Source organism: Pseudomonas frederiksbergensis, assembly GCF_035751725.1.
In the GTDB taxonomy this organism is placed as follows: domain Bacteria; phylum Pseudomonadota; class Gammaproteobacteria; order Pseudomonadales; family Pseudomonadaceae; genus Aquipseudomonas; species Aquipseudomonas frederiksbergensis_A.
Genome location: NZ_CP142104.1, coordinates 5,673,049 through 5,691,753 on the forward strand (window position 1 = coordinate 5,673,049; position 18,705 = coordinate 5,691,753).

18 protein-coding genes are annotated in these 18,705 nt (G+C 60.1%); 4 read left to right on the plus strand and 14 right to left on the minus strand.

Features of this window, described 5'->3' with window-relative positions; all coding sequences use genetic code 11:
- Nucleotides 1-23: 23 nt before the first annotated feature.
- The 5 genes from VQ575_RS25605 to VQ575_RS25625 form a co-directional block, all read right to left on the minus strand.
- Nucleotides 24-1,121 (minus strand): polyamine ABC transporter substrate-binding protein, encoded by a 1,098-nt coding sequence (locus VQ575_RS25605; protein ID WP_045157246.1) that lies wholly within the window; start codon nucleotides 1,119-1,121, stop codon nucleotides 24-26.
- Nucleotides 1,122-1,305: 184 nt separating this feature from the next.
- The gene (locus VQ575_RS25610; RefSeq protein WP_039590340.1) at nucleotides 1,306-2,403 is read right to left on the minus strand and encodes a polyamine ABC transporter substrate-binding protein; all 1,098 of its coding nucleotides are present in this window, start codon (nucleotides 2,401-2,403) and stop codon (nucleotides 1,306-1,308) included.
- A gap of 184 nt (nucleotides 2,404-2,587) precedes the next feature.
- Nucleotides 2,588-3,952 (minus strand): aspartate aminotransferase family protein, encoded by a 1,365-nt coding sequence (locus VQ575_RS25615; protein ID WP_198723873.1) that lies wholly within the window; start codon nucleotides 3,950-3,952, stop codon nucleotides 2,588-2,590.
- Between the two features lie 57 nt (nucleotides 3,953-4,009).
- Entirely contained in the window at nucleotides 4,010-5,368 is a 1,359-nt protein-coding gene (locus VQ575_RS25620; RefSeq protein ID WP_030138097.1) for a glutamine synthetase family protein, read from the minus strand.
- A gap of 40 nt (nucleotides 5,369-5,408) precedes the next feature.
- Entirely contained in the window at nucleotides 5,409-6,185 is a 777-nt protein-coding gene (locus tag VQ575_RS25625; protein ID WP_039590335.1) for a gamma-glutamyl-gamma-aminobutyrate hydrolase family protein, read from the minus strand.
- A 278-nt stretch (nucleotides 6,186-6,463) separates the two neighbouring features.
- Here VQ575_RS25625 and VQ575_RS25630 point away from each other — a divergent pair, with 278 nt between their 5' ends.
- Together VQ575_RS25630 and VQ575_RS25635 are read left to right on the plus strand one after the other, a co-directional pair.
- A complete protein-coding gene (locus tag VQ575_RS25630) occupies nucleotides 6,464-7,840 on the plus strand; it encodes a glutamine synthetase family protein (RefSeq protein WP_039590333.1) in 1,377 nt (458 codons plus the stop codon).
- Nucleotides 7,841-8,019: 179 nt separating this feature from the next.
- Nucleotides 8,020-8,655 carry a TetR/AcrR family transcriptional regulator gene (locus tag VQ575_RS25635; RefSeq protein WP_039590332.1) on the plus strand — a complete coding sequence of 212 codons (636 nt, stop codon included), beginning with the start codon at nucleotides 8,020-8,022 and terminating at the stop codon, nucleotides 8,653-8,655.
- Between the two features lie 139 nt (nucleotides 8,656-8,794).
- On the opposite strand, the gene VQ575_RS25640 is transcribed toward VQ575_RS25635, so the two are convergent.
- From VQ575_RS25640 to VQ575_RS25670, 7 genes are all read right to left on the minus strand, one after another.
- Nucleotides 8,795-9,010, minus strand: a complete 216-nt coding sequence (locus VQ575_RS25640) for a TOBE domain-containing protein (RefSeq protein ID WP_003177394.1) — start codon at nucleotides 9,008-9,010, stop codon at nucleotides 8,795-8,797.
- 25 nt (nucleotides 9,011-9,035) lie between these two features.
- Nucleotides 9,036-9,842 (minus strand): aliphatic sulfonates ABC transporter ATP-binding protein, encoded by an 807-nt coding sequence (ssuB, locus tag VQ575_RS25645; protein ID WP_325918682.1) that lies wholly within the window; start codon nucleotides 9,840-9,842, stop codon nucleotides 9,036-9,038.
- Nucleotides 9,839-10,621, minus strand: a complete 783-nt coding sequence (gene ssuC / locus VQ575_RS25650; protein WP_325918683.1) for an aliphatic sulfonate ABC transporter permease SsuC — start codon at nucleotides 10,619-10,621, stop codon at nucleotides 9,839-9,841. Before ssuC ends, ssuB begins: the two co-directional genes overlap by 4 nt.
- 7 nt (nucleotides 10,622-10,628) lie before the next feature.
- Nucleotides 10,629-11,777 carry an FMNH2-dependent alkanesulfonate monooxygenase gene (ssuD, locus tag VQ575_RS25655; protein WP_039590325.1) on the minus strand — a complete coding sequence of 383 codons (1,149 nt, stop codon included), beginning with the start codon at nucleotides 11,775-11,777 and terminating at the stop codon, nucleotides 10,629-10,631.
- 24 nt (nucleotides 11,778-11,801) lie between these two features.
- Entirely contained in the window at nucleotides 11,802-12,767 is a 966-nt protein-coding gene (locus tag VQ575_RS25660) for a sulfonate ABC transporter substrate-binding protein (RefSeq protein ID WP_325918684.1), read from the minus strand.
- Nucleotides 12,768-12,857: 90 nt separating this feature from the next.
- Nucleotides 12,858-13,451 (minus strand): NADPH-dependent FMN reductase, encoded by a 594-nt coding sequence (gene ssuE, locus VQ575_RS25665; RefSeq protein ID WP_325918685.1) that lies wholly within the window; start codon nucleotides 13,449-13,451, stop codon nucleotides 12,858-12,860.
- Between the two features lie 219 nt (nucleotides 13,452-13,670).
- The gene (locus tag VQ575_RS25670; protein ID WP_325918686.1) at nucleotides 13,671-14,309 is read right to left on the minus strand and encodes a peroxiredoxin; all 639 of its coding nucleotides are present in this window, start codon (nucleotides 14,307-14,309) and stop codon (nucleotides 13,671-13,673) included.
- A 332-nt stretch (nucleotides 14,310-14,641) separates the two neighbouring features.
- On the opposite strand from VQ575_RS25670, the gene mntA reads away from it, so the two are divergent.
- Nucleotides 14,642-15,037: a type VII toxin-antitoxin system MntA family adenylyltransferase antitoxin gene (gene mntA / locus VQ575_RS25675; RefSeq protein ID WP_045157252.1), complete on the plus strand. Its 396-nt coding sequence runs from the start codon at nucleotides 14,642-14,644 to the stop codon at nucleotides 15,035-15,037.
- On the plus strand, nucleotides 15,027-15,455 hold the full coding sequence (gene hepT / locus VQ575_RS25680; protein WP_045157253.1) for a type VII toxin-antitoxin system HepT family RNase toxin: 429 nt from the start codon (nucleotides 15,027-15,029) through the stop codon (nucleotides 15,453-15,455). Before mntA ends, hepT begins: the two co-directional genes overlap by 11 nt.
- A gap of 83 nt (nucleotides 15,456-15,538) precedes the next feature.
- Here the strand turns inward: hepT and VQ575_RS25685 are convergent, their stop codons facing one another.
- Both VQ575_RS25685 and argA read right to left on the minus strand, forming a co-directional pair.
- Nucleotides 15,539-16,858, minus strand: a complete 1,320-nt coding sequence (locus VQ575_RS25685) for an OprD family outer membrane porin (RefSeq protein WP_039590315.1) — start codon at nucleotides 16,856-16,858, stop codon at nucleotides 15,539-15,541.
- A gap of 460 nt (nucleotides 16,859-17,318) precedes the next feature.
- Entirely contained in the window at nucleotides 17,319-18,617 is a 1,299-nt protein-coding gene (gene argA / locus VQ575_RS25690) for an amino-acid N-acetyltransferase (protein ID WP_045157255.1), read from the minus strand.
- Nucleotides 18,618-18,705: the final 88 nt, after the last annotated feature.

Here is an 18,705-nt window from a genome sequence, read left to right on the forward strand (position 1 = left end):
TATAAAAGTTAGAGCGCTTAACGCTATTTACCCGACTTGACCTTGGTCCAGCTGCGGGTCATGAGTCGTTGGATCTTGGGCGGCAACTCCGAGTTGACGTAGAGCTTGTCGACAACTGCCTGCGGCGGATAAACCGCTTCGTCGGTGCGCACTTCCTGGTCCATCAGCTCGCCAGCCTTGGGGTTCGGGTTGGCATAACCGACCACGTCGCTGACCTGGGCGATGACCTCAGGCTTGAGCAGGTAGTTGATGAATGCATGGGCCTCCTTGACGTTGGAGGCGTCGCGCGGGATCGCCAGCATGTCGAACCAGAGGTTGCCGCCTTCCTTGGGGATCACGTAGGCAATGTTGATGCCCTTGCCGGCCTCGCTGGCCCGCTCGCGGGCCTGGAAGATGTCGCCGGAGAAACCGGCGGCCACGCAGATTTCGCCATTGGCCAGGTCGGAAATGTACTTGGAGGAATTGAAGTAGGTCACGTAGGGCCGGATCTTGAGGAGCTGGGCCTCGGCCTTCTTGTAGTCTTCAGGGTTCTGGCTGTTGGGATCCAGGCCCAGGTAATTGAGCATCGCAGGGATCATTTCGTCGCCCGAATCGAGGAACGAAACGCCGCAGCTGGAGAGCTTCTTGATATTTTCCGGCTCGAACAGCATCGCCCACGAATCGATCTTGTCGACGCCCAGGACCGCCTTGATCTTCTCGACGTTGTAGCCGATGCCGTTGGTGCCCCACAGGTAAGGCACGGCGTATTGGTTGCCCGGGTCGTTCTTTTCCAGGCGCTTTAGCAGCGCAGGATCGAGGTTGGCGTAGTTGGACAGCTGGGACTTGTCGAGCTTCTGGAACGCCCCGGCCTTGATCTGTTTGCCCAGGAAGTGGTTGGACGGCACGACCACGTCATAGCCGGTGCGACCGGCCAGCAACTTGCCTTCCAGGGTTTCGTTGGAATCGAACACGTCGTAGACCGGCTTGATCCCGGTGGCTTTCTCGAAGTCCGCCAGGGTCGATTCGCCGATGTAATCCGACCAGTTATAAATATGCACGGTGGAGGCTGCCTGGACACTGACGGCGAGTGTCAGGCCGGCACCGACCAGCAAGGCGTTGCGCAACAAAGAAAAGACAGGCACGTGGAGGTCCTCTTAAATAGTTGGGCCCAAGTTGCCCCCGTTGCCGGGTCACGATGTGCCCTGCAACAAAACCGGCGCGCAACTTACCCTCGATAAACCGATCCAGCAAAACTTTTAATTATTTAATTGCTCCGGTTGACGCCGTCGCGGGGGCGGCGAAAACCGGAGCGTATTTCAAGCCGGCTTATTTACCGGATTTGATCTTGGTCCAGCTGCGGGTCAGGATCCGCTGGGTGGCCGACGGCAAGTCGGCGATGGCGTACAGCTTGGCCTTCACTTCGTCCGATGGATAGATGCTCGGGTCACCAGAGATTTCCTTGTCCACCAGCGGGGTGGCAGCCTTGTTGCCGTTCGGGAAACGCACGTTGTCGGTAATCTCCGCCATGATTTCCGGCTGCATGATGAAGTTCATCCACTTGTAGGCGGCTTCGACGTTTTCAGCATCCTTCGGAATGGCAACCATGTCGTAGAACGAACCGGCACCTTCCTTCGGAATGGTGTAGGCCACTTTCACCTTGCCGCCAGCCTCGGCCGCACGGCTCTTGGACTGCTCGATATCACCCGAGTAACCCACGGCCACGCAGATGTTGCCGTTGGCCAGGTCCGAGATGTATTTGGAAGAGTGGAAGTAACCGATCGATGGGCGCAGCTTGAGGAACAGTGCTTCGGCTTCAGCCAGTTGCTTCTTGTCCTGGCTGTCGGTCGGGTAACCGAGGTAATGCAGGGCCACCGGAATCATTTCGGTTGGCGAATCGAGGAAGCTCACACCGCAGCTCTTGAGCTTGGCGATGTTCTCCGGCTTGAGCAGGGTGTCCCAGGAATCGATCTTGTCGACGCCCAACGCGGCCTTGACCTTCTCGGGGTTGTAACCAATGCCGATGGTGCCCCACATGTAAGGGAAGGCGTGTTTGTTGCCCTGGTCGCTGGCATCGCCGACAGCCTTGAGCAAGTCGGTGTCCAGGTTCTTCCAGTTCGGCAGCTTCGACTTGTCCAGCTCTTGGTAGACGCCGGCCTTGATCTGCTTGGCGAGGAAGTTGTTCGACGGCACTACGACGTCATAGCCAGACTTGCCGGCCAGCAACTTGGCTTCCAGCGTCTCGTTGCTGTCGAACACGTCGTAGACGACCTTGATCCCGGTTTCCTTCTCGAACTTGGCGACCGTGTCCGGCGCGATGTAGTCGGACCAGTTATAGACGTGCAGTACTTTGTCGTCCGCCTGGACGGCGCCCGCCATCACGCCCATCAGGGACATGGCGAGGAGGGTCTTGCCAGCGATCTTCATACCTAATGCCTTCATGAAAAAATGCTCCAGTTATTCTTCTTAGCCACAGTTCAGTAGCCGACTCTCTGGCAACTTGAACAGCTGCGGTAGTCTGGCAAGTTACAGGGCAGGCTTTCAACCAAAGCCCAGTCTTTTGTTCATGCCGGGCGAGGCCCATGCCGGCACCTCGCTCAGAGCCTAGCACTTAGCCCTGTAACGCACTGAGCGTCAGGTCCAGGCAATGCCGCGCCTTGGTCACCAACTCGTCGATCTCGGCCTTGCTGATCACCAGCGGCGGCGCAATGATCATCGTGTCCCCCACCGCGCGCATGATCAGGCCGTTATCGAAGCAGAACTGCCGGCAGATCATGCCCACGCCTTTGCCTTCATAGCGTTTGCGCGTGGCCTTGTCCTGCACCAGCTCGATCGCCCCCAGCAAGCCGACACCGCGCACTTCACCCACCAGCGGATGATCGTTCAGTTCCCGCAGGCGTTGCTGCAAATAGGGTGCCGTTTCGCCGTGGACACGCTCGATGATCTTTTCTTCGCGCAGGATGCGGATGTTTTCCAGGGCCACTGCGGCGGCGACGGGGTGACCGGAGTAAGTGAAACCATGGTTGAAATCACCACCCTCGTTGAGCACCTCGACCACATCGTCGCGCACGATCAGGCCGCCCATGGGGATGTAGCCGGAGGTCAGGCCCTTGGCGATGGTCATCATGTGCGGTTTCAACCCGTAAAAGTCGGTACCGAACCACTCACCGGTACGCCCGAAACCACAGATGACTTCGTCGGCCACGAACAGGATGTCGTACTTGGCGAGGATTTCCTTCATGCGCGGCCAGTAGCTGTCCGGCGGCACGATCACACCGCCGGCGCCCTGGATCGGCTCGGCGATGAACGCGCCGACATTGTCCACGCCGATCTCTAGGATCTTCTCTTCCAACTGGTTCGCCGCCCAGATGCCGAACTCTTCAGGGCTCATGTCGCCGCCTTCACCGAACCAGTACGGTTGGGCGATGTGGACGATGCCCGGGATCGGCAGGTCGCCTTGCTCGTGCATATACGTCATGCCACCCAGGCTCGCGCCGGCGACGGTCGAACCGTGATAACCGTTCTTGCGGCTGATGATGACTTTCTTGTTCGGCTGGCCCTTGATCGCCCAGTAGTGGCGGACCATGCGCAACATGGTGTCGTTGCCTTCCGAGCCGGAGCCGGTGAAGAACACGTGGTTCATGCCTTCCGGGGCGATATCGGCGATGGCCTTGGACAATTCCAGTACCGGCGGGTGGGCGGTCTGGAAGAACAGGTTGTAGTACGGCAGCTCCCGCATTTGCTGGCTGGCGGCGTCCGCCAGTTCATCGCGGCCATAGCCGACGGCCACGCACCACAGGCCGGCCATGCCGTCGAGGATCTTGTTGCCTTCACTGTCCCAGAGGTACACGCCCTTGGCGTGGGTGATGATGCGCGGGCCTTTCTCTTTGAGCTGTTTGAAATCGCTGAACGGCGCCAGGTGGTGATCGTTGCTCAAGGCCTGCCATTCACGGGTTTGCGGGTTGTTGCGGGTCATGCAAATTCTCCTTTATTCCATTTGGGGGCGGGGCCTGTGGCAGCCCCGCCCGGCGCATCAGACGGCAAAGAGCAGGAATTCCCGCTCCCACGAACTGATGACGCGCTTGAAGTTTTCATGCTCGGCCCGCTTGACCGCGACGTAGCCCGTGATGAATTTCTTGCCCAAGTACTTCTCGATGGTGGTGCTGTTCTCCATGCGCTCCAGGGCATCTTCGATGGTCAGCGGCAGGCGCAGGTTGCGGCGCTCATACCCACGACCCACCACGGGCGCGCTCGGGTTGATGCCTTCGACCATGCCGATGTAGCCACACAACAGGCTGGCGGCAATCGCCAGGTACGGGTTGGCGTCGGCGCCCGGCAAGCGGTTTTCCACCCGACGGTTCTGCGGCCCGGCATCCGGCACGCGCAGGCCCACGGTGCGGTTTTCTTCGCCCCACTCCACGTTCACCGGCGCCGAGGTGTCGGGCAGGAAGCGGCGGAAGGAGTTGACGTTGGGCGCGAACAGCGGCAACAGCTCGGGAATGAATTTCTGCAGGCCACCGATGTGGTGCAGGAACAGGTCGCTCATGGTCCCGTCTTCGTTGGAGAAGACGTTCTTGCCGGTTTCCTTGTCGATGATGCTCTGGTGCAAGTGCATCGCACTGCCCGGCTCGCCGGTCATGGGCTTGGCCATGAACGTGGCGGCCACGTCGTGCTTGAGCGCCGCCTCGCGCATGGTGCGCTTGAACACCAGGATCTGATCGGCCAGGGACAGCGCGTCGCCGTGACGGAAATTGATCTCCATCTGCGCGGTGCCGTCCTCGTGGATCAGCGTATCGAGGTCCAGCTCCTGCAATTCGCACCAGTCATAGACGTCTTCGAACAACGGGTCGAATTCGTTGGCCGCTTCGATCGAGAAAGACTGGCGACCGGTTTCCGGGCGACCGGAACGACCAATCGGCGGCTGCAGCGGAAAATCCGGGTCGTCGCTGCGCTTGGTCAGGTAGAACTCCATTTCCGGCGCGACAATCGGCTGCCAGCCCTTGTCTGCGTAGAGCTTGAGCACCTTTTTCAGCACGTTGCGCGGCGACAGCTCGATGGGGTTGCCTTGCTTGTCGTAGGAGTCATGGATCACTTGTGCGGTGGGCTCGATGGCCCAGGGCACGAGGAAGACTGCGTTTTCGTCCGGGCGGCACATCATGTCGATGTCGGCAGGGTCGAGCAGTTCGTAATAGATGTCGTCTTCGACATAGTCGCCCGTTACGGTCTGGAGCAGGACGCTCTCGGGCAGGCGCATGCCTTTTTCGGCAATGAACTTGTTGGTCGGCGAGATCTTGCCCCGGGTGATGCCGGTCAGGTCGCCAATCATGCATTCGACTTCTGTGATCTTGTGGTCTTTCAACCAATCGGTGAGCTGGTCGAGGTTGTTACTCATAAATGCCTCTAGGCGTGAGTTTCCTGGCTGCTATTAGTAGTCAGGCGTTGTTTGACGCATCGGCGTCGCGTTGTGTTGCCCTTGCTCTGCAGGCATCGCCAAACGCCTGGAAGATTGCAAGGTAGTACGGATTAGAGCCTACCGCCCACTCCGGGTGCCATTGCACACCTAAAGCAAAAGCCTTGCCTTGTGCCACCGAAACGGCCTCGACCAGGCCATCCGGCGCGAGGGCTTCGGCCCGCAAGCCCGGTGCCAGTCGCTCGATGCCCTGGCTATGGATCGAGTTGACATCGATCTGCGGCGGCAGGCCCAGGCCCGCCAGGACGCCTCCGGGCTGGATATGCACGGCATGGGCCGGACCATATTGGACCTCCACCGGCTGGGTGTCGTCTTCACGATGATCGATGAACGTTCCGACTTCATGAACTTTCTGATGCAGGGTGCCGCCAAAGGCTACGTTCATTTCCTGGAAACCGCGGCAGATGCCCAGCACCGGGACGCCCGCATTGACAGCGGCGCGGATCAGCGGAAGGGTGATGGCGTCCCGTGCAGGATCATGGGCAGTGCCTGGCGCGCTGGCCGGGCCTTGATAGTGAAAAGGTTCTACATTGGAAGGAGAGCCGGTAAAAAGAATACCGTCCAGGGCGTCCAGAATATCGGACGGTGCGAACAGATCCGCCAGGGATGGGATCAGCACCGGCAGGCCCTTGGCGGCTGTAGCGACAGCCCGGACGTATTTGTCGCCAGTGGTGTGATACGCATGCAAACCGATCTGCCTGGAGCAGGTCGTGACGCCGATTAACGGCAGGCGAGACATGAAGCACCCCGGTATTATTGCTGTTATGGGTTTGAATCGAGCTTAGCCTTGTTCATTTTTTTACACAACACCCCCGTAAAAAATACAACACGGCACGCTCAAGCCTGCGGGCGCCAAGGCCTTCAAAGGGAAAAAAACGCCCCAAATTGCCTCAAAAATGCCCGTCGGGTGCTTTTTTAGGGCAAAAAAGGCCCTGCTTGACTTCGGCATGCCGTTCGGGTTGACTGGCTTTCGAAGAGATCAATGATTGATATTTTTAACAACAAAGGTGTTGCATCATGTCGGTACCCCCGCGTGCCGTTCAGCTTAACGAAGCGAACGCGTTCCTTAAGGAACATCCTGAGGTTCTGTACGTTGACCTTCTGATTGCGGATATGAATGGTGTGGTGCGCGGCAAGCGCATCGAACGCACCAGCCTCCACAAGGTTTACGAGAAAGGCATCAACCTGCCGGCCTCTCTATTTGCCCTGGATATCAACGGCTCGACGGTGGAAAGCACCGGGCTGGGCCTGGACATCGGCGATGCCGACCGCATCTGCTATCCCATCCCCGGCACCCTGAGCAATGAACCCTGGCAGAAGCGCCCGACCGCGCAACTGCTGATGACCATGCACGAACTCGAAGGCGATCCGTTCTTTGCCGACCCTCGGGAAGTCCTGCGCCAGGTCGTGACCAAGTTCGATGAACTGGGCCTGACCATTTGCGCCGCGTTCGAGCTGGAGTTCTACCTGATCGACCAGGAGAACGTGAATGGCCGCCCGCAACCGCCCCGCTCGCCGATTTCCGGCAAACGCCCGCATTCGACCCAGGTCTACCTGATCGATGACCTCGACGAATACGTCGACTGCCTCCAGGACATCCTGGAAGGTGCGAAGGAGCAAGGCATCCCCGCCGACGCCATCGTCAAGGAAAGTGCCCCGGCGCAGTTCGAAGTGAACCTGCACCACGTCGCCGACCCGATCAAGGCCTGCGACTATGCAGTCCTGCTCAAGCGCCTGATCAAGAACATCGCCTACGACCATGAAATGGACACCACCTTCATGGCCAAGCCGTACCCGGGCCAGGCAGGCAATGGTTTGCACGTCCACATTTCGATCCTGGACAAAGACGGCAAGAATATCTTTGCCAGCGAGGATCCCGAGCAGAACGCCGCATTGCGTCACGCGATCGGCGGTGTGCTCGAGACCCTGCCCGCGCAGATGGCTTTCCTCTGCCCGAACGTCAACTCCTACCGCCGTTTCGGCGCACAGTTCTATGTGCCGAACTCGCCGACCTGGGGCCTGGACAACCGCACCGTTGCGCTGCGCGTACCCACCGGCTCCGCCGATGCCGTGCGCCTGGAACACCGCGTCGCCGGCGCCGATGCCAACCCGTACCTGCTGATGGCCTCCGTGCTGGCAGGCGTGCACCATGGCCTGGTCAACAAGATCGAGCCCGGTGCGCCGGTCGAAGGCAACAGCTACGAGCAGAACGAGCAGAGCCTGCCGAACAACTTGCGCGATGCCCTGCGTGAATTGGACGACAGCGAAGTCATGGCCAAGTACATCGATCCGAAGTACATCGATATCTTCGTGGCCTGCAAGGAAAGCGAACTGGAAGAGTTCGAACACTCGATCTCCGACCTCGAGTACAACTGGTACTTGCATACCGTGTAAGCGGTTGCGGTAAAAAAAGAACGCCGCAGGCCATATGGCCTGCGGCGTTTTTTTGAGCGCTTACAACCCCCTCGCCACAGATAAAATCCCACGCCACAAGAAATCTTCTTCACCAAGTGCAGGTATGGACCATCCGCCCGCTCTGCGTACAATGCCCGGCAGCCCCGCAGGAGACATCCATGACGCGCATCGCCACCCCTCGCAAACCCCGCGCACGCAGCCAGGCCCGGATCGATACCATTCTCGATGCCGCCCGTACGCTGCTTGCCACCGAAGGCGTGGCCAGCCTGTCGATCTACAGCGTCGCCGAACGCGCCGGGATCCCGCCCTCCTCCGTCTATCACTTCTTCGCCAGCGTCCCGGCCCTGCTCGAAGCCCTGACCGCCGATGTCCACGCCGCCTTTCGCGCGTGCCTGCAAGCGCCGATCGACCACGCGGCCCTTCACCACTGGCATGACCTGTCACGACTGGTAGAACAGCGCATGCTGGCCATCTACAGCCAGGACGCCGCCGCTCGCCAGTTGATCCTGGCCCAGCATGGCTTGACCGAAGTCACCCAGGCCGACCGCCAGCACGACGTTGAGCTGGGCGCGCTGATGCACACCGTCTTCGCCCGGCATTTCGAGCTGCCGACACTGCCGTCCGACGTGGATGTGTTCGCCCTGGCGATGGAGCTGGGCGACCGCGTCTACGCCCGCTCGGTACAGCAACACGGACAAATCACCCCGCGCCTGGCCGAAGAAGGCATGCGGGTGTTCGATGCGTACCTGGGGCTTTACCTGCCGCCCTATTTGCCCAAACGAGAGACGCCCTGATCCTGGGCTGCTCCCGCTGGGCCGGTCCGACGCCTCGGGCGCAGCAGCCCCTCGAACCTCATGGGGCGCATGTAAACACCGCCAGAGACCAAAAGCCCCGAAGGGCTCACGCCGTCCGGGGCCGCAGGTCAAGCATCGCTCACAACTTGGCGATGGACACCTCGGTTGATTTGACGAAGGCAATCACCTCGCTGCCGATCGCCAGTTCCAGCTCTTTCACCGAGCGGGTGGTGATGACCGATGTGACGATGCCCGAAGCGGTCTGCACGTCGATTTCCGACAGCACATCGCCTTCGACGATTTCCTTGATGGTGCCTTTGAACTGGTTGCGGACGTTGATGGCTTTGATGGTCATGGTGTCGATTCCTGTCTGGATGAAGTTATTGCGCCCAACGCAACTGCGTGGGCAAGGGTGAAACGGGTTCGGGTGCCGGCGGTTGGCCGGGCAAGGACAGCACACGGTCGAGGACTTCGGTTTCCAGGCTCGCCAGGCGATGCGAGCCGCGAGCGCGGGGGCGTGGCAGGTCGATGGTCAGGTCGAGGCCGACCTGGCCGTCCTCGATCAGGATGACCCGGTCGGCAATCGCCACCGCTTCGCTGACGTCGTGGGTCACCAGCAGCACCGTGAAGCCGTGTTGCAGCCACAAGCGTTCGATCAATTGCTGCATCTCGATCCGGGTCAGGGCATCGAGCGCGCCCAGGGGTTCGTCGAGCAACAGCAGGCGCGGCTGGTGGATCAGCGCGCGGGCCAGGGCCACCCGTTGCTTCTGGCCACCGGACAACGACGCCGGCCATTCATGGGCGCGATCCGCCAGGCCCACGGCATCCAGCGCCTGCGAGGCTTGCGGCCGCCAGTCGCCCTTGAGCCCGAGGCCGACGTTGTCGATGACCTTTTTCCAGGGCAACAGGCGCGCTTCCTGGAACATCAGCCGGGTGTCCTCCCGTGCAGCGCTCAGCGATGCCGAGCCGGCCAACAACTGGCCGCCCGAGGGCTGATCGAGGCCGGCGAGCAAGCGCAGCAAGGTGCTTTTACCGCAGCCACTGCGGCCGACAACCGCGACGAATTGCCCGGCCGGGATATGCAGGTCGATATCTCTCAATACCTGGCGCGCACCAAACGTCTTCTGAAGATTGCGCACCGCCAGCGGGATGCCCCGCAGCAAGCGCGGAGGTTGTTGAGCACTCATGCAACACCTTCCCTGCTTACTTGATAGGCCGGATGCCAGCGCAGCCAGACCCGTTCGAGGCCACGGGCGGCGAGGTCAGCCAGCTTGCCGAGCACGGCGTACAAGAGAATCGCCAGCACCACCACGTCGGTCTGCAGGAACTCCCGGGCATTCATCGCCAGGTAACCGATACCGGCGCTGGCCGAGATGGTTTCCGCCACGATCAGCGTCAGCCACATGAAGCCCAGGGCAAAGCGCACGCCTACCAGGATCGACGGCAAGGCGCCCGGCAGGATCACCTGGCGAAACAGGCTGAAACCGGACAAACCGTAGCTGCGAGACATTTCCACCAGCGCTGGGTCGACGTTACGGATCCCGTGATAGGTGTTGAGGTAGATGGGGAACAGCGTGCCAAGCGCCACCAGGAAGATCTTCGCCGACTCGTCGATGCCGAACCATAGGATCACCAACGGAATCAGCGCCAGGTGCGGGACGTTGCGTATCATCTGCACGGAGCTGTCCAGCAGCCGCTCGCCCCACTTCGACAGGCCCGTGATAAAGCCCAGGGTAAGGCCGATGCCGCCACCAATCAGGAAGCCGACCGCTGCGCGCCAGCCGCTGATAGCCAGGTGAGTCCAGATTTCGCCGCTGCGCACCAGGCTCACGCCAGCCTCGATCACCGCGACTGGCGCCGGCAGGATCCGCGTGGATAACCAGCCGGCCGACACCGATAACTGCCACGTTGCAAGCAACAGCAATGGCACCGTCCACGGCGCGAGGTTGTGAATAATTTTCCTCATGGCCGCCTCAACTCTGGGACGCGGCTTTAGGCAGGATGTCATTGGCGACCATCTCGCCGAACGGACTCACGTAGCCTTGGCTTTTCGGCAGTTCCGGGCGTTCCACATCCAAGTGCGGGAATAGCAGCTCCGCCACCCGATAAGACTCTTCCAGGTGTGGATAACCCGAGAAGATGAACGTGTCGATGCCCAGGCCGGCGTATTCCTTGACCCGCGCGGCCACGGTCGGGCCATCGCCCACCAGTGCCGTCCCGGCGCCGCCGCGCACCAGGCCGACACCGGCCCAGAGGTTGGGGCTGACCTCCAGCTTGTCGCGGCGACCGCCGTGCAACGCGGCCATTCGCTGCTGGCCCACCGAGTCGAAACGCGCCAGGGAAGCCTGGGCGCGGGCAATGGTTTCGTCGTCCAGGTGGGAGATCAAGCGGTCGGCCGCTTGCCAGGCCTCGGCGTTGGTTTCACGCACGATCACATGCAGGCGAATGCCGAAGCGCACGGTACGCCCCAGCTTCGCAGCCTTGGTCCGCACCTGTTGGATTTTTTCCGCGACGGCCGCCGGGGGCTCACCCCAGGTCAGCACCATGTCCACCTGCTCGGCGGCCAGATCCTGGGCCGCTTCCGACGAGCCGCCAAAGTACAGCGGCGGACGCGGTTGCTGGATCGGCGGATAGAGCAGCTTGGCGCCCTTCACGCTGATGTGTTCACCGTTGTAATCCACGGTCTCGCCTTCCAGCACCCGACGCCAGATCCGGGTGAACTCCACCGACGCTTGATAGCGTTGTTCATGATCGAGAAACAGCCCGTCGCCGGCCAGCTCATCCGGATCGCCGCCGGTGACCAGGTTGAACAGCGCACGTCCTCCCGATAGCCGATCCAAGGTTGCAGCCTGACGCGCCGCCACCGTTGGGGAAACAATCCCGGGGCGCAGGGCAACCAGGAACTTCAAGCGCTGGGTCACCGGAATCAACGACGCGGCCACCAGCCACGAGTCTTCGCAGGAGCGTCCGGTAGGAATCAATACACCGCCGAAACCCAGCCGATCGGCGGCCTGGGCGATTTGCTGCAAGTAACCATGATCGACGGCGCGGGCACCTTCAGCGGTGCCAAGGTAATGACCGTCGCCGTGGGTGGGCAGGAACCAGAAAATATTGAGGCTCATGGAGTGGTCTCCTAAGGGATCGAATTACTGCGCGTTCGCAACGGCCGCCGACGGCGTCCAGATCACGTCCTTGATGTTCAAGGGCTTGGGAATCAACTTGAGCTGGTAGAAGCTGTCGGCGATTTTCTGCTGCGCCGCCACCACCTCCGGCGTGAGGAACAACGCCCCGTAGCCTTGGCGTTTCACAGACGTCAGGGTGATGTCCGCCGGCAGGCCAAGCAGCGGCGATACCTGTTGGGTCACGTCTTCAGGGTTGGCCTTGGACCATTCGCCCACCGCCCGCACTTCTTCCACCAGGGCCGTGATCACCTGTGGATTTTTCTGCGCGTAGGGTTTGGTCGCGAGGTAGAACTGATGGTTGTCGACGATGCCTTTGCCGTCCCGCAAGGTGCGGGCCTGCAATTGCTGTTCAGCCGCGGCCTGGTACGGATCCCAGATCACCCAGGCGTCCACGCTGCCGCGCTCGAACGCGGCGCGGGCGTCGGCTGGCGGCAGGAAAACCGTCTGGATCTCGGAATATTCAAGGCCGGCATCTTCCAGTGCCCGTACCAGCAGGTAATGGACATTGGAGCCTTTGTTCAACACGACCTTCTTGCCCTTGAGGTCCTGCACCGACTGGATCGACGAGCCCTTGGGCACCAGGATCGCCTCACTGTGGGGGGCTGGCGGTTCGTAGGCGACATAGAGCAAGTCCGCGCCGGCCGCCTGGGCAAACACCGGTGGAGTTTCACCGGTGACGCCAAAATCGATGGAACCGACATTCAAGCCTTCCAGAAGCTGGGGGCCGCCGGGAAATTCGGTCCATTGCACGTCGACGCCCTGGGCGGCGAGGCGTTTCTCCAACGTCCCCTTGGCCTTGAGCAGCACCAGCGTGCCGTACTTCTGATAGCCGATCCGCAAGGTTTCGGCTTGAGTCTGGGTAATGACGCCGAGGGACACAGCCGCAGCAAACAGAGCGACCAGCCCGCGACGCAAAATGACAGTGCGCATGGCGCCTCTCCTTTTTGCTGTGGGGTTTTGGCTGCACCTGCTTGGCCGTTGACGGCTGAGTAAGGTGGAGTTGAAGCAGGGATGTAGCGGTCAAATGCTCCAGCGAGCACTCAACAGACGTTCGTTCAATGCGCTGGGGTCGAGCGGCCTGGGCCGACGGGCCATGGCGCTGTAGAACTGTTCAAGCGCTTCGTCCAGGCGCTGCTGCAAGGTAGGCGTCAATTGCGCCTGGGCACTGCCTTCGCCATAGGCGATCTGGCTGTCTTCGGCAAAAATCCCATGGAGCATTTCCTGGGCCTTGAGTGCCGACAGCACGGGCTTGAGGGCATAATCTACCGCCAGCATGTGGGCGATGCTGCCGCCGGTTGCCATCGGCAACACCACTTTGTGGGCCAGGGCCCGTTCCGGCAGCAGATCGAGTACGGTCTTCAGCGCACCGGAAAAAGACGCCTTGTACACTGGCGTGGCGATGAGCAGGCCGTCGGCATTTTCAATCTGGGCCAGCAGGTCAATCACTTTGGGACTGTCGAAGCGGGCATGGAGCAGATCCTCTGCAGGGAAATCACGTACCTGATAACTCACCACTTCTACACCTTGCTGTTGTAACCAACGTTGCGAGCGCTCCAACAGCACTCCAGAACGGGAGCGCTGGCTGGGACTGCCGCCGAGCGAGACAACCAACATGCCAACCATTCCTTAAAAGTCACGTGCGATTCGCGATGGGCGATCTCGCTGGATGGAGCAAACCATAACAGCGCCAGCATATATCTTTAAATCATATTTATTCATTTGGTTATTCCTTTAAGAGATAACCAATTGTCTTTTCCAGTCGCAATAAGAAAGGCCGTCGAAACGGCCAAATCCTTGATGCCCCCACAGGATCCAGTCAACTCGGACTCGGTGTCAGCGATTGGGCTGCGGCGTAAGGCGCAAGTACGGCTTCACCGCGCGATAGCCCTTGGGAAAGCGCTGCTTGAGTTCTTCTTCATCCTTGAGCGACGGCACGATCACCACTTCATCACCGTCCTGCCAGTTGGCCGGGGTGGCGACTTTGTAGTTGTCGGTCAGTTGCAGGGAATCGATCACCCGCAGGATTTCGTTGAAATTGCGGCCAGTGCTCGCCGGGTAGGTGATCGTCAGGCGGATCTTCTTGTTCGGGTCGATCACGAATAATGAGCGCACGGTCAAGGTATCGCTGGCGTTGGGGTGAATCAGGTCGTACAGGTCCGAAACCTTGCGGTCGGCGTCAGCCAGGATCGGGAAGTTCACGATGGCATTCTGGGTTTCGTTGATGTCTTCGATCCACTTGTGGTGCGAATCCACCGGGTCTACCGACAGAGCGATGGCCTTGACGCCGCGCTTGGCGAATTCGTCCTTGAGCTTGGCGGTGAGGCCCAGTTCAGTGGTGCACACCGGCGTGAAGTCCGCCGGGTGGGAGAACAGCACGCCCCAGCTGTCGCCGAGCCATTCATGGAAGCGAATCTTGCCGGCGCTGGAATCCTGTTCGAAATCGGGGGCGATGTCGCCGAGTCTGAGGCTCATGGTGCGGCTCCTGGGTGGTTTCATGAGCCCAAACTGTGCACCGGTTTTCATTGCTTTAAAAAGAATGAATACCCATTTATCTAGATCATTAAGAAATATAAAAAACTGTTCACTGGTGCCGTAACGCATACCGGCCCAAGATCATTCCCGAGGTTTCGAGAAGGCCTCGAGTTGCTGAAAAGAGGAGGGTTTCGGGGAAGGCTACAGGGGTGGGCCGAACCGAAACGCGAAAGCCCCGCCCGGCGTGATGCCGGGCGGGGCTTTTTTTGTCTTGTGTCTACGATACGGAAATTCTTGATGCGATTTCAGAACGAGCGGCTAGGATAGGCGGCATGAACACTCAAGCTTTGTTGACTCATCTGCAAAACCGTTTGCCTGACCTGCTGGCGGTATACCTGTTCGGCAGCCATGCACAGGGCGATGCCGGGCCTGACAGCGATGTCGACCTGGCTGTGCTTTTGTCCGGCGAGATCGATCCAGTGTCCCTATGGCAGCTTTCGGGGGACCTGGCGGAAATTGCTGGCAGTCCGGTGGATCTGATTGATCTACGGGCGGCAACCACTGTGATGCAATACCAAATCGTGACCCTTGGCCAGCGACTCTGGGCCAAAGACGTACAGGCGGGATTGTTCGAATGCTTCATTCTCAGCGAGAAGACCGCGCTCGATGAGGCTCGGGCGGGATTGCTCAAGGTTATCCAGGAAGAAGGCAGCGTATATGGCCGATGACGTACTGATCAACAAAGCCGCGAGCATCGAACGTTGCGTTGCGAGAGTGCGAGAGGAATACGAGAAGAACCCCGCTACTTTTGCTACGGATTTCACTCGCCAGGATTCGGCCGTCCTGAACATTCAGCGTGCCTGTGAAGCGGCGCTGGATATGGGACAGCATTTGATTCGCCGTGAACGACTGGGTATCCCGCAAAGTGCCCGCGATACCTTCGAGCTGCTTTTTCAAGGCGGCTGGATCGAAGAAGGGTTGGTGAAAAACCTGAAGAACATGGTGGGGTTCAGGAATATCGCCGTGCATGACTATCAAGCCCTGCAATTGCCGATCCTGGTGGCGATCATTACCGGGCACTTGGATGACTTTCTGGCGTTCAGCGGCTTCATTCTGCGTAAGGATGCGACGAAGGCCAAGGGATAAAGCCGTATCCGGCTCGTTGAGCCAAAAACGCAAAAGCCCCGCCCGGCGTGATGCCGGGCGGGGCTTTTTTACTTCGCTACGCCTTACATGAAGTTGTAGGTGTAGTTGAAGATTACGCGAGTCTGGTCCTGGTCATCACCCACACCGCTGCTGCGGTAGCTACCGTGACGCACGGTGGTACCGAAGCCTTTCAAAGCGCCCTGCTGGATGACGTAGTCGACACGCATGTCACGTTCCCACTCGGAGTATTCGCTCGTGCCGGAGGCTGTTTTGACGTCGTCACCACGCAGGTAGGAAACGGCAGCCTTCAGGCCTGGAACGCCCAAGGAAGCGAAGTCGTAGGAGTATTGACCGAAGGTGGTGTTTTCACCGGCACGGACAAACCCGTTGATCATGCTATCGGTGAACAGGTAGAAGCTTGCACCACCAGCACCTTCAGGACGGCCGTTGCTGTCAACCACGTTGCCCTGGTTCAGGTAGACAAAGCCACCGTCATCGCCGACTTGTTGATGACCCAGCAAGAAAGCACTGCCACCCAGGGTGTAGGTGAACATGGCGCTCCAGGTCTTGTTATCGACCTCGCCCGGGGTCTTGGCATAGCCATTGTTGTTGTTAAAGCGATAGCCCGCGTCGCCGTTGCGGCCATCCGAGCTGCTGTCGAAGTAACGCAGATCAGTCTTGAACGATTGGCCTTCGCTGATCGGGAAAACGTGTACCGCGCCCAGGAAATGCTGCTTGTAGTAATCCTGCAGGTTGGCGTAGTAGTACTGCAGCGTCAGGTCTTTGGTGACCTTCCAGTCAGCACCTGCGTAACGGAACTGGTTGCTTTCCTCGGTACCGCCCGCGACCGCCAGACCAGTGCTGTTGCTCGATGCCCGACCTGTGGCGTGTTCCAACTGGCCCGCGTTGAAAGTGACGTTGTCGAGATCCTTGGAGGTGATGGTGCCACCTTCAAAGGTCTGTGGCAGCAAACGGCTGTCGTTGGCAACCAGGATCGGCAGGTTAGGCGCCAGCGCACCACCGAGGTGAGCTTCGGTCTTGGAGAACAATGCCTTCACGTTACCGGACAAACGGCTCCACTCATGCACCGCCGAGCCATTCGTGTCAGCAGGCATGTAGGAACCAGCGTTACGGCCCCGGCCGCCATCGAGACGGATCCCCACCAGTGCCTGGGCGTCGATACCGAAACCAACGGTACCTTGCGTGAAGCCAGACTTGTAGTCGAACTTGAGGCCGGTGCCCGTTTCGCGCAGATCCTCGCTGCCCGTTTCATGGTTGTCGTTATTGAAATACAACGTACGAGAACTAACAGACGCCTTGCTGTCTTCAATAAAACCAGCGGCGCCTGCCTGCTGCGCCAATACCCCAAGGGCCACTGCCATGGCCAAGGTGGACTTCTTCATGTATCGCTCCTCTCGTTTTCTAATTCTTGTGTGTCTTTGGTTCCGGTTCGAACGCCCGGAATCCGCGGATGCGCGATTAGCGCCAGACCGTGACCGGCAAGTCAACCGTAACCCTTTCGGACTACGACGAAGGTCTAACCCCGCGACACCGGCCCGAAGAATAAAGGATTTTGTATAAATCCAAATAGAATTGTTTCAACAGTTTTCAGCGCAGTTTGACATAAGAGTGCCATCACCGCTTCATCAAGCCGTGACATGCCTTATCGGCGACGCAGAGGATTACTGAACGGTCATTTCGCCAGGGATTTACCAGACCCCGTGATGCCGGGCGACGAAATGAGTTTGCGCGCCTCCTGCGCCTTCGATCCTGTTCACGGCCGCTCGCGTATGCCGCGATCTTGACCGGTTCCAGACTAGCTGCTCATTGTCTGAAATCAAGATCGCGGTAAAGCGGGGCCGCCTAAAGGGACTTTTCGAAGATCTTCGAATTGCGCTGATAGTTGTAGAGCGACGCCCGGGCCGCAGGCAGGCGCTCGACACTGCTGGGCTCGAAGCCCCGCTCACGGAACCAGTGGGCGGTCCGCGTCGTCAGCACGAACAGCGTCTTGAGCCCTTGGGCACGGGCCCGGGTTTCGATCCGCTCCAGCAACTCATCGCCCCGGCCACCGTGGCGGTACTCCGGATTCACCGCCAGGCAGGCCAGCTCACCGGCATCCGAATCGGCGATCTGGTACAGCGCCGCGCAAGCGATGATCATGCCTTCACGCTCGACCACGCTGAACTGTTCGATCTCGCGCTCCAGCACCTCGCGGGAACGACGCACCAGGATGCCCTGCTCTTCCAACGGGCTGATCAGGTCCAGCAATCCGCCGACGTCTTCGATCGCCGCCTCACGCACCACCTCGAACTGCTCCTGTGCTACCAGCGTGCCGCTGCCGTCACGGGTGAACAATTCGGCCAGCAGCGCGCCATTCTCGGCATAGCTGACGATGTGGCTGCGCGCGACACCGCCACGGCAGGCCTGGGCCGCCGCATCCAGCAGTTCGGCTTGATAGTCGCTGCCCAGACGCTGCATGTGGGCCGGGACCTGTTGCGGACGCAACTCGCGAACCAGTCGCCCATCTTCGCCGATCAGGCCTTGCTCGGCGCCGAACAGCAGCAATTTGTCCGCTGCCAGGTCAATGGCCGCACGAGTGGCGACGTCTTCGCAGGCCAGGTTGAAGATCTCCCCCGTGGGCGAATAGCCCAACGGTGACAGCAAGACGATGGAGCGCTCGTCCAACAGGCGATTGATGCCTTTGCGGTCGACCCGGCGCACCTCGCCGGTGTGGTGATAATCCACGCCTTCAAGCACGCCGATCGGCCGGGCGGTGACCAGGTTGCCGCTGGCGACCCGCAACCGCGAGCCTTGCATCGGCGATGACGCCATGTCCATGGAAAGGCGCGCCTCGATAGCGATGCGCAACTGGCCGACCGCGTCGATCACGCATTCCAGCGTCGCGGCATCGGTGATGCGCATGCCGTGGTGGTAATGGGGCGTCAGGCCACGGGCAGCAAGACGGGTTTCAATCTGCGGGCGCGAACCATGGACCAGCACCAGGCGCACGCCAAGACTGTGCAGCAGCACCAGGTCGTGGACGATGTTGCCGAAATTAGGGTGTTCCACCCCATCGCCGGGCAGCATGACGATGAAGGTGCAGTCGCGGTGGGCATTGATATAAGGCGAAGCGTGACGAAGCCAATTGACGTATTCGGGCATGAACCTGGACCTGTAATAAATAACAGCCGAAAAAAGACGAAACAGAACGCACAGCGGGCTGGTGGTTATCGTCGGAACAGGCTTGGCG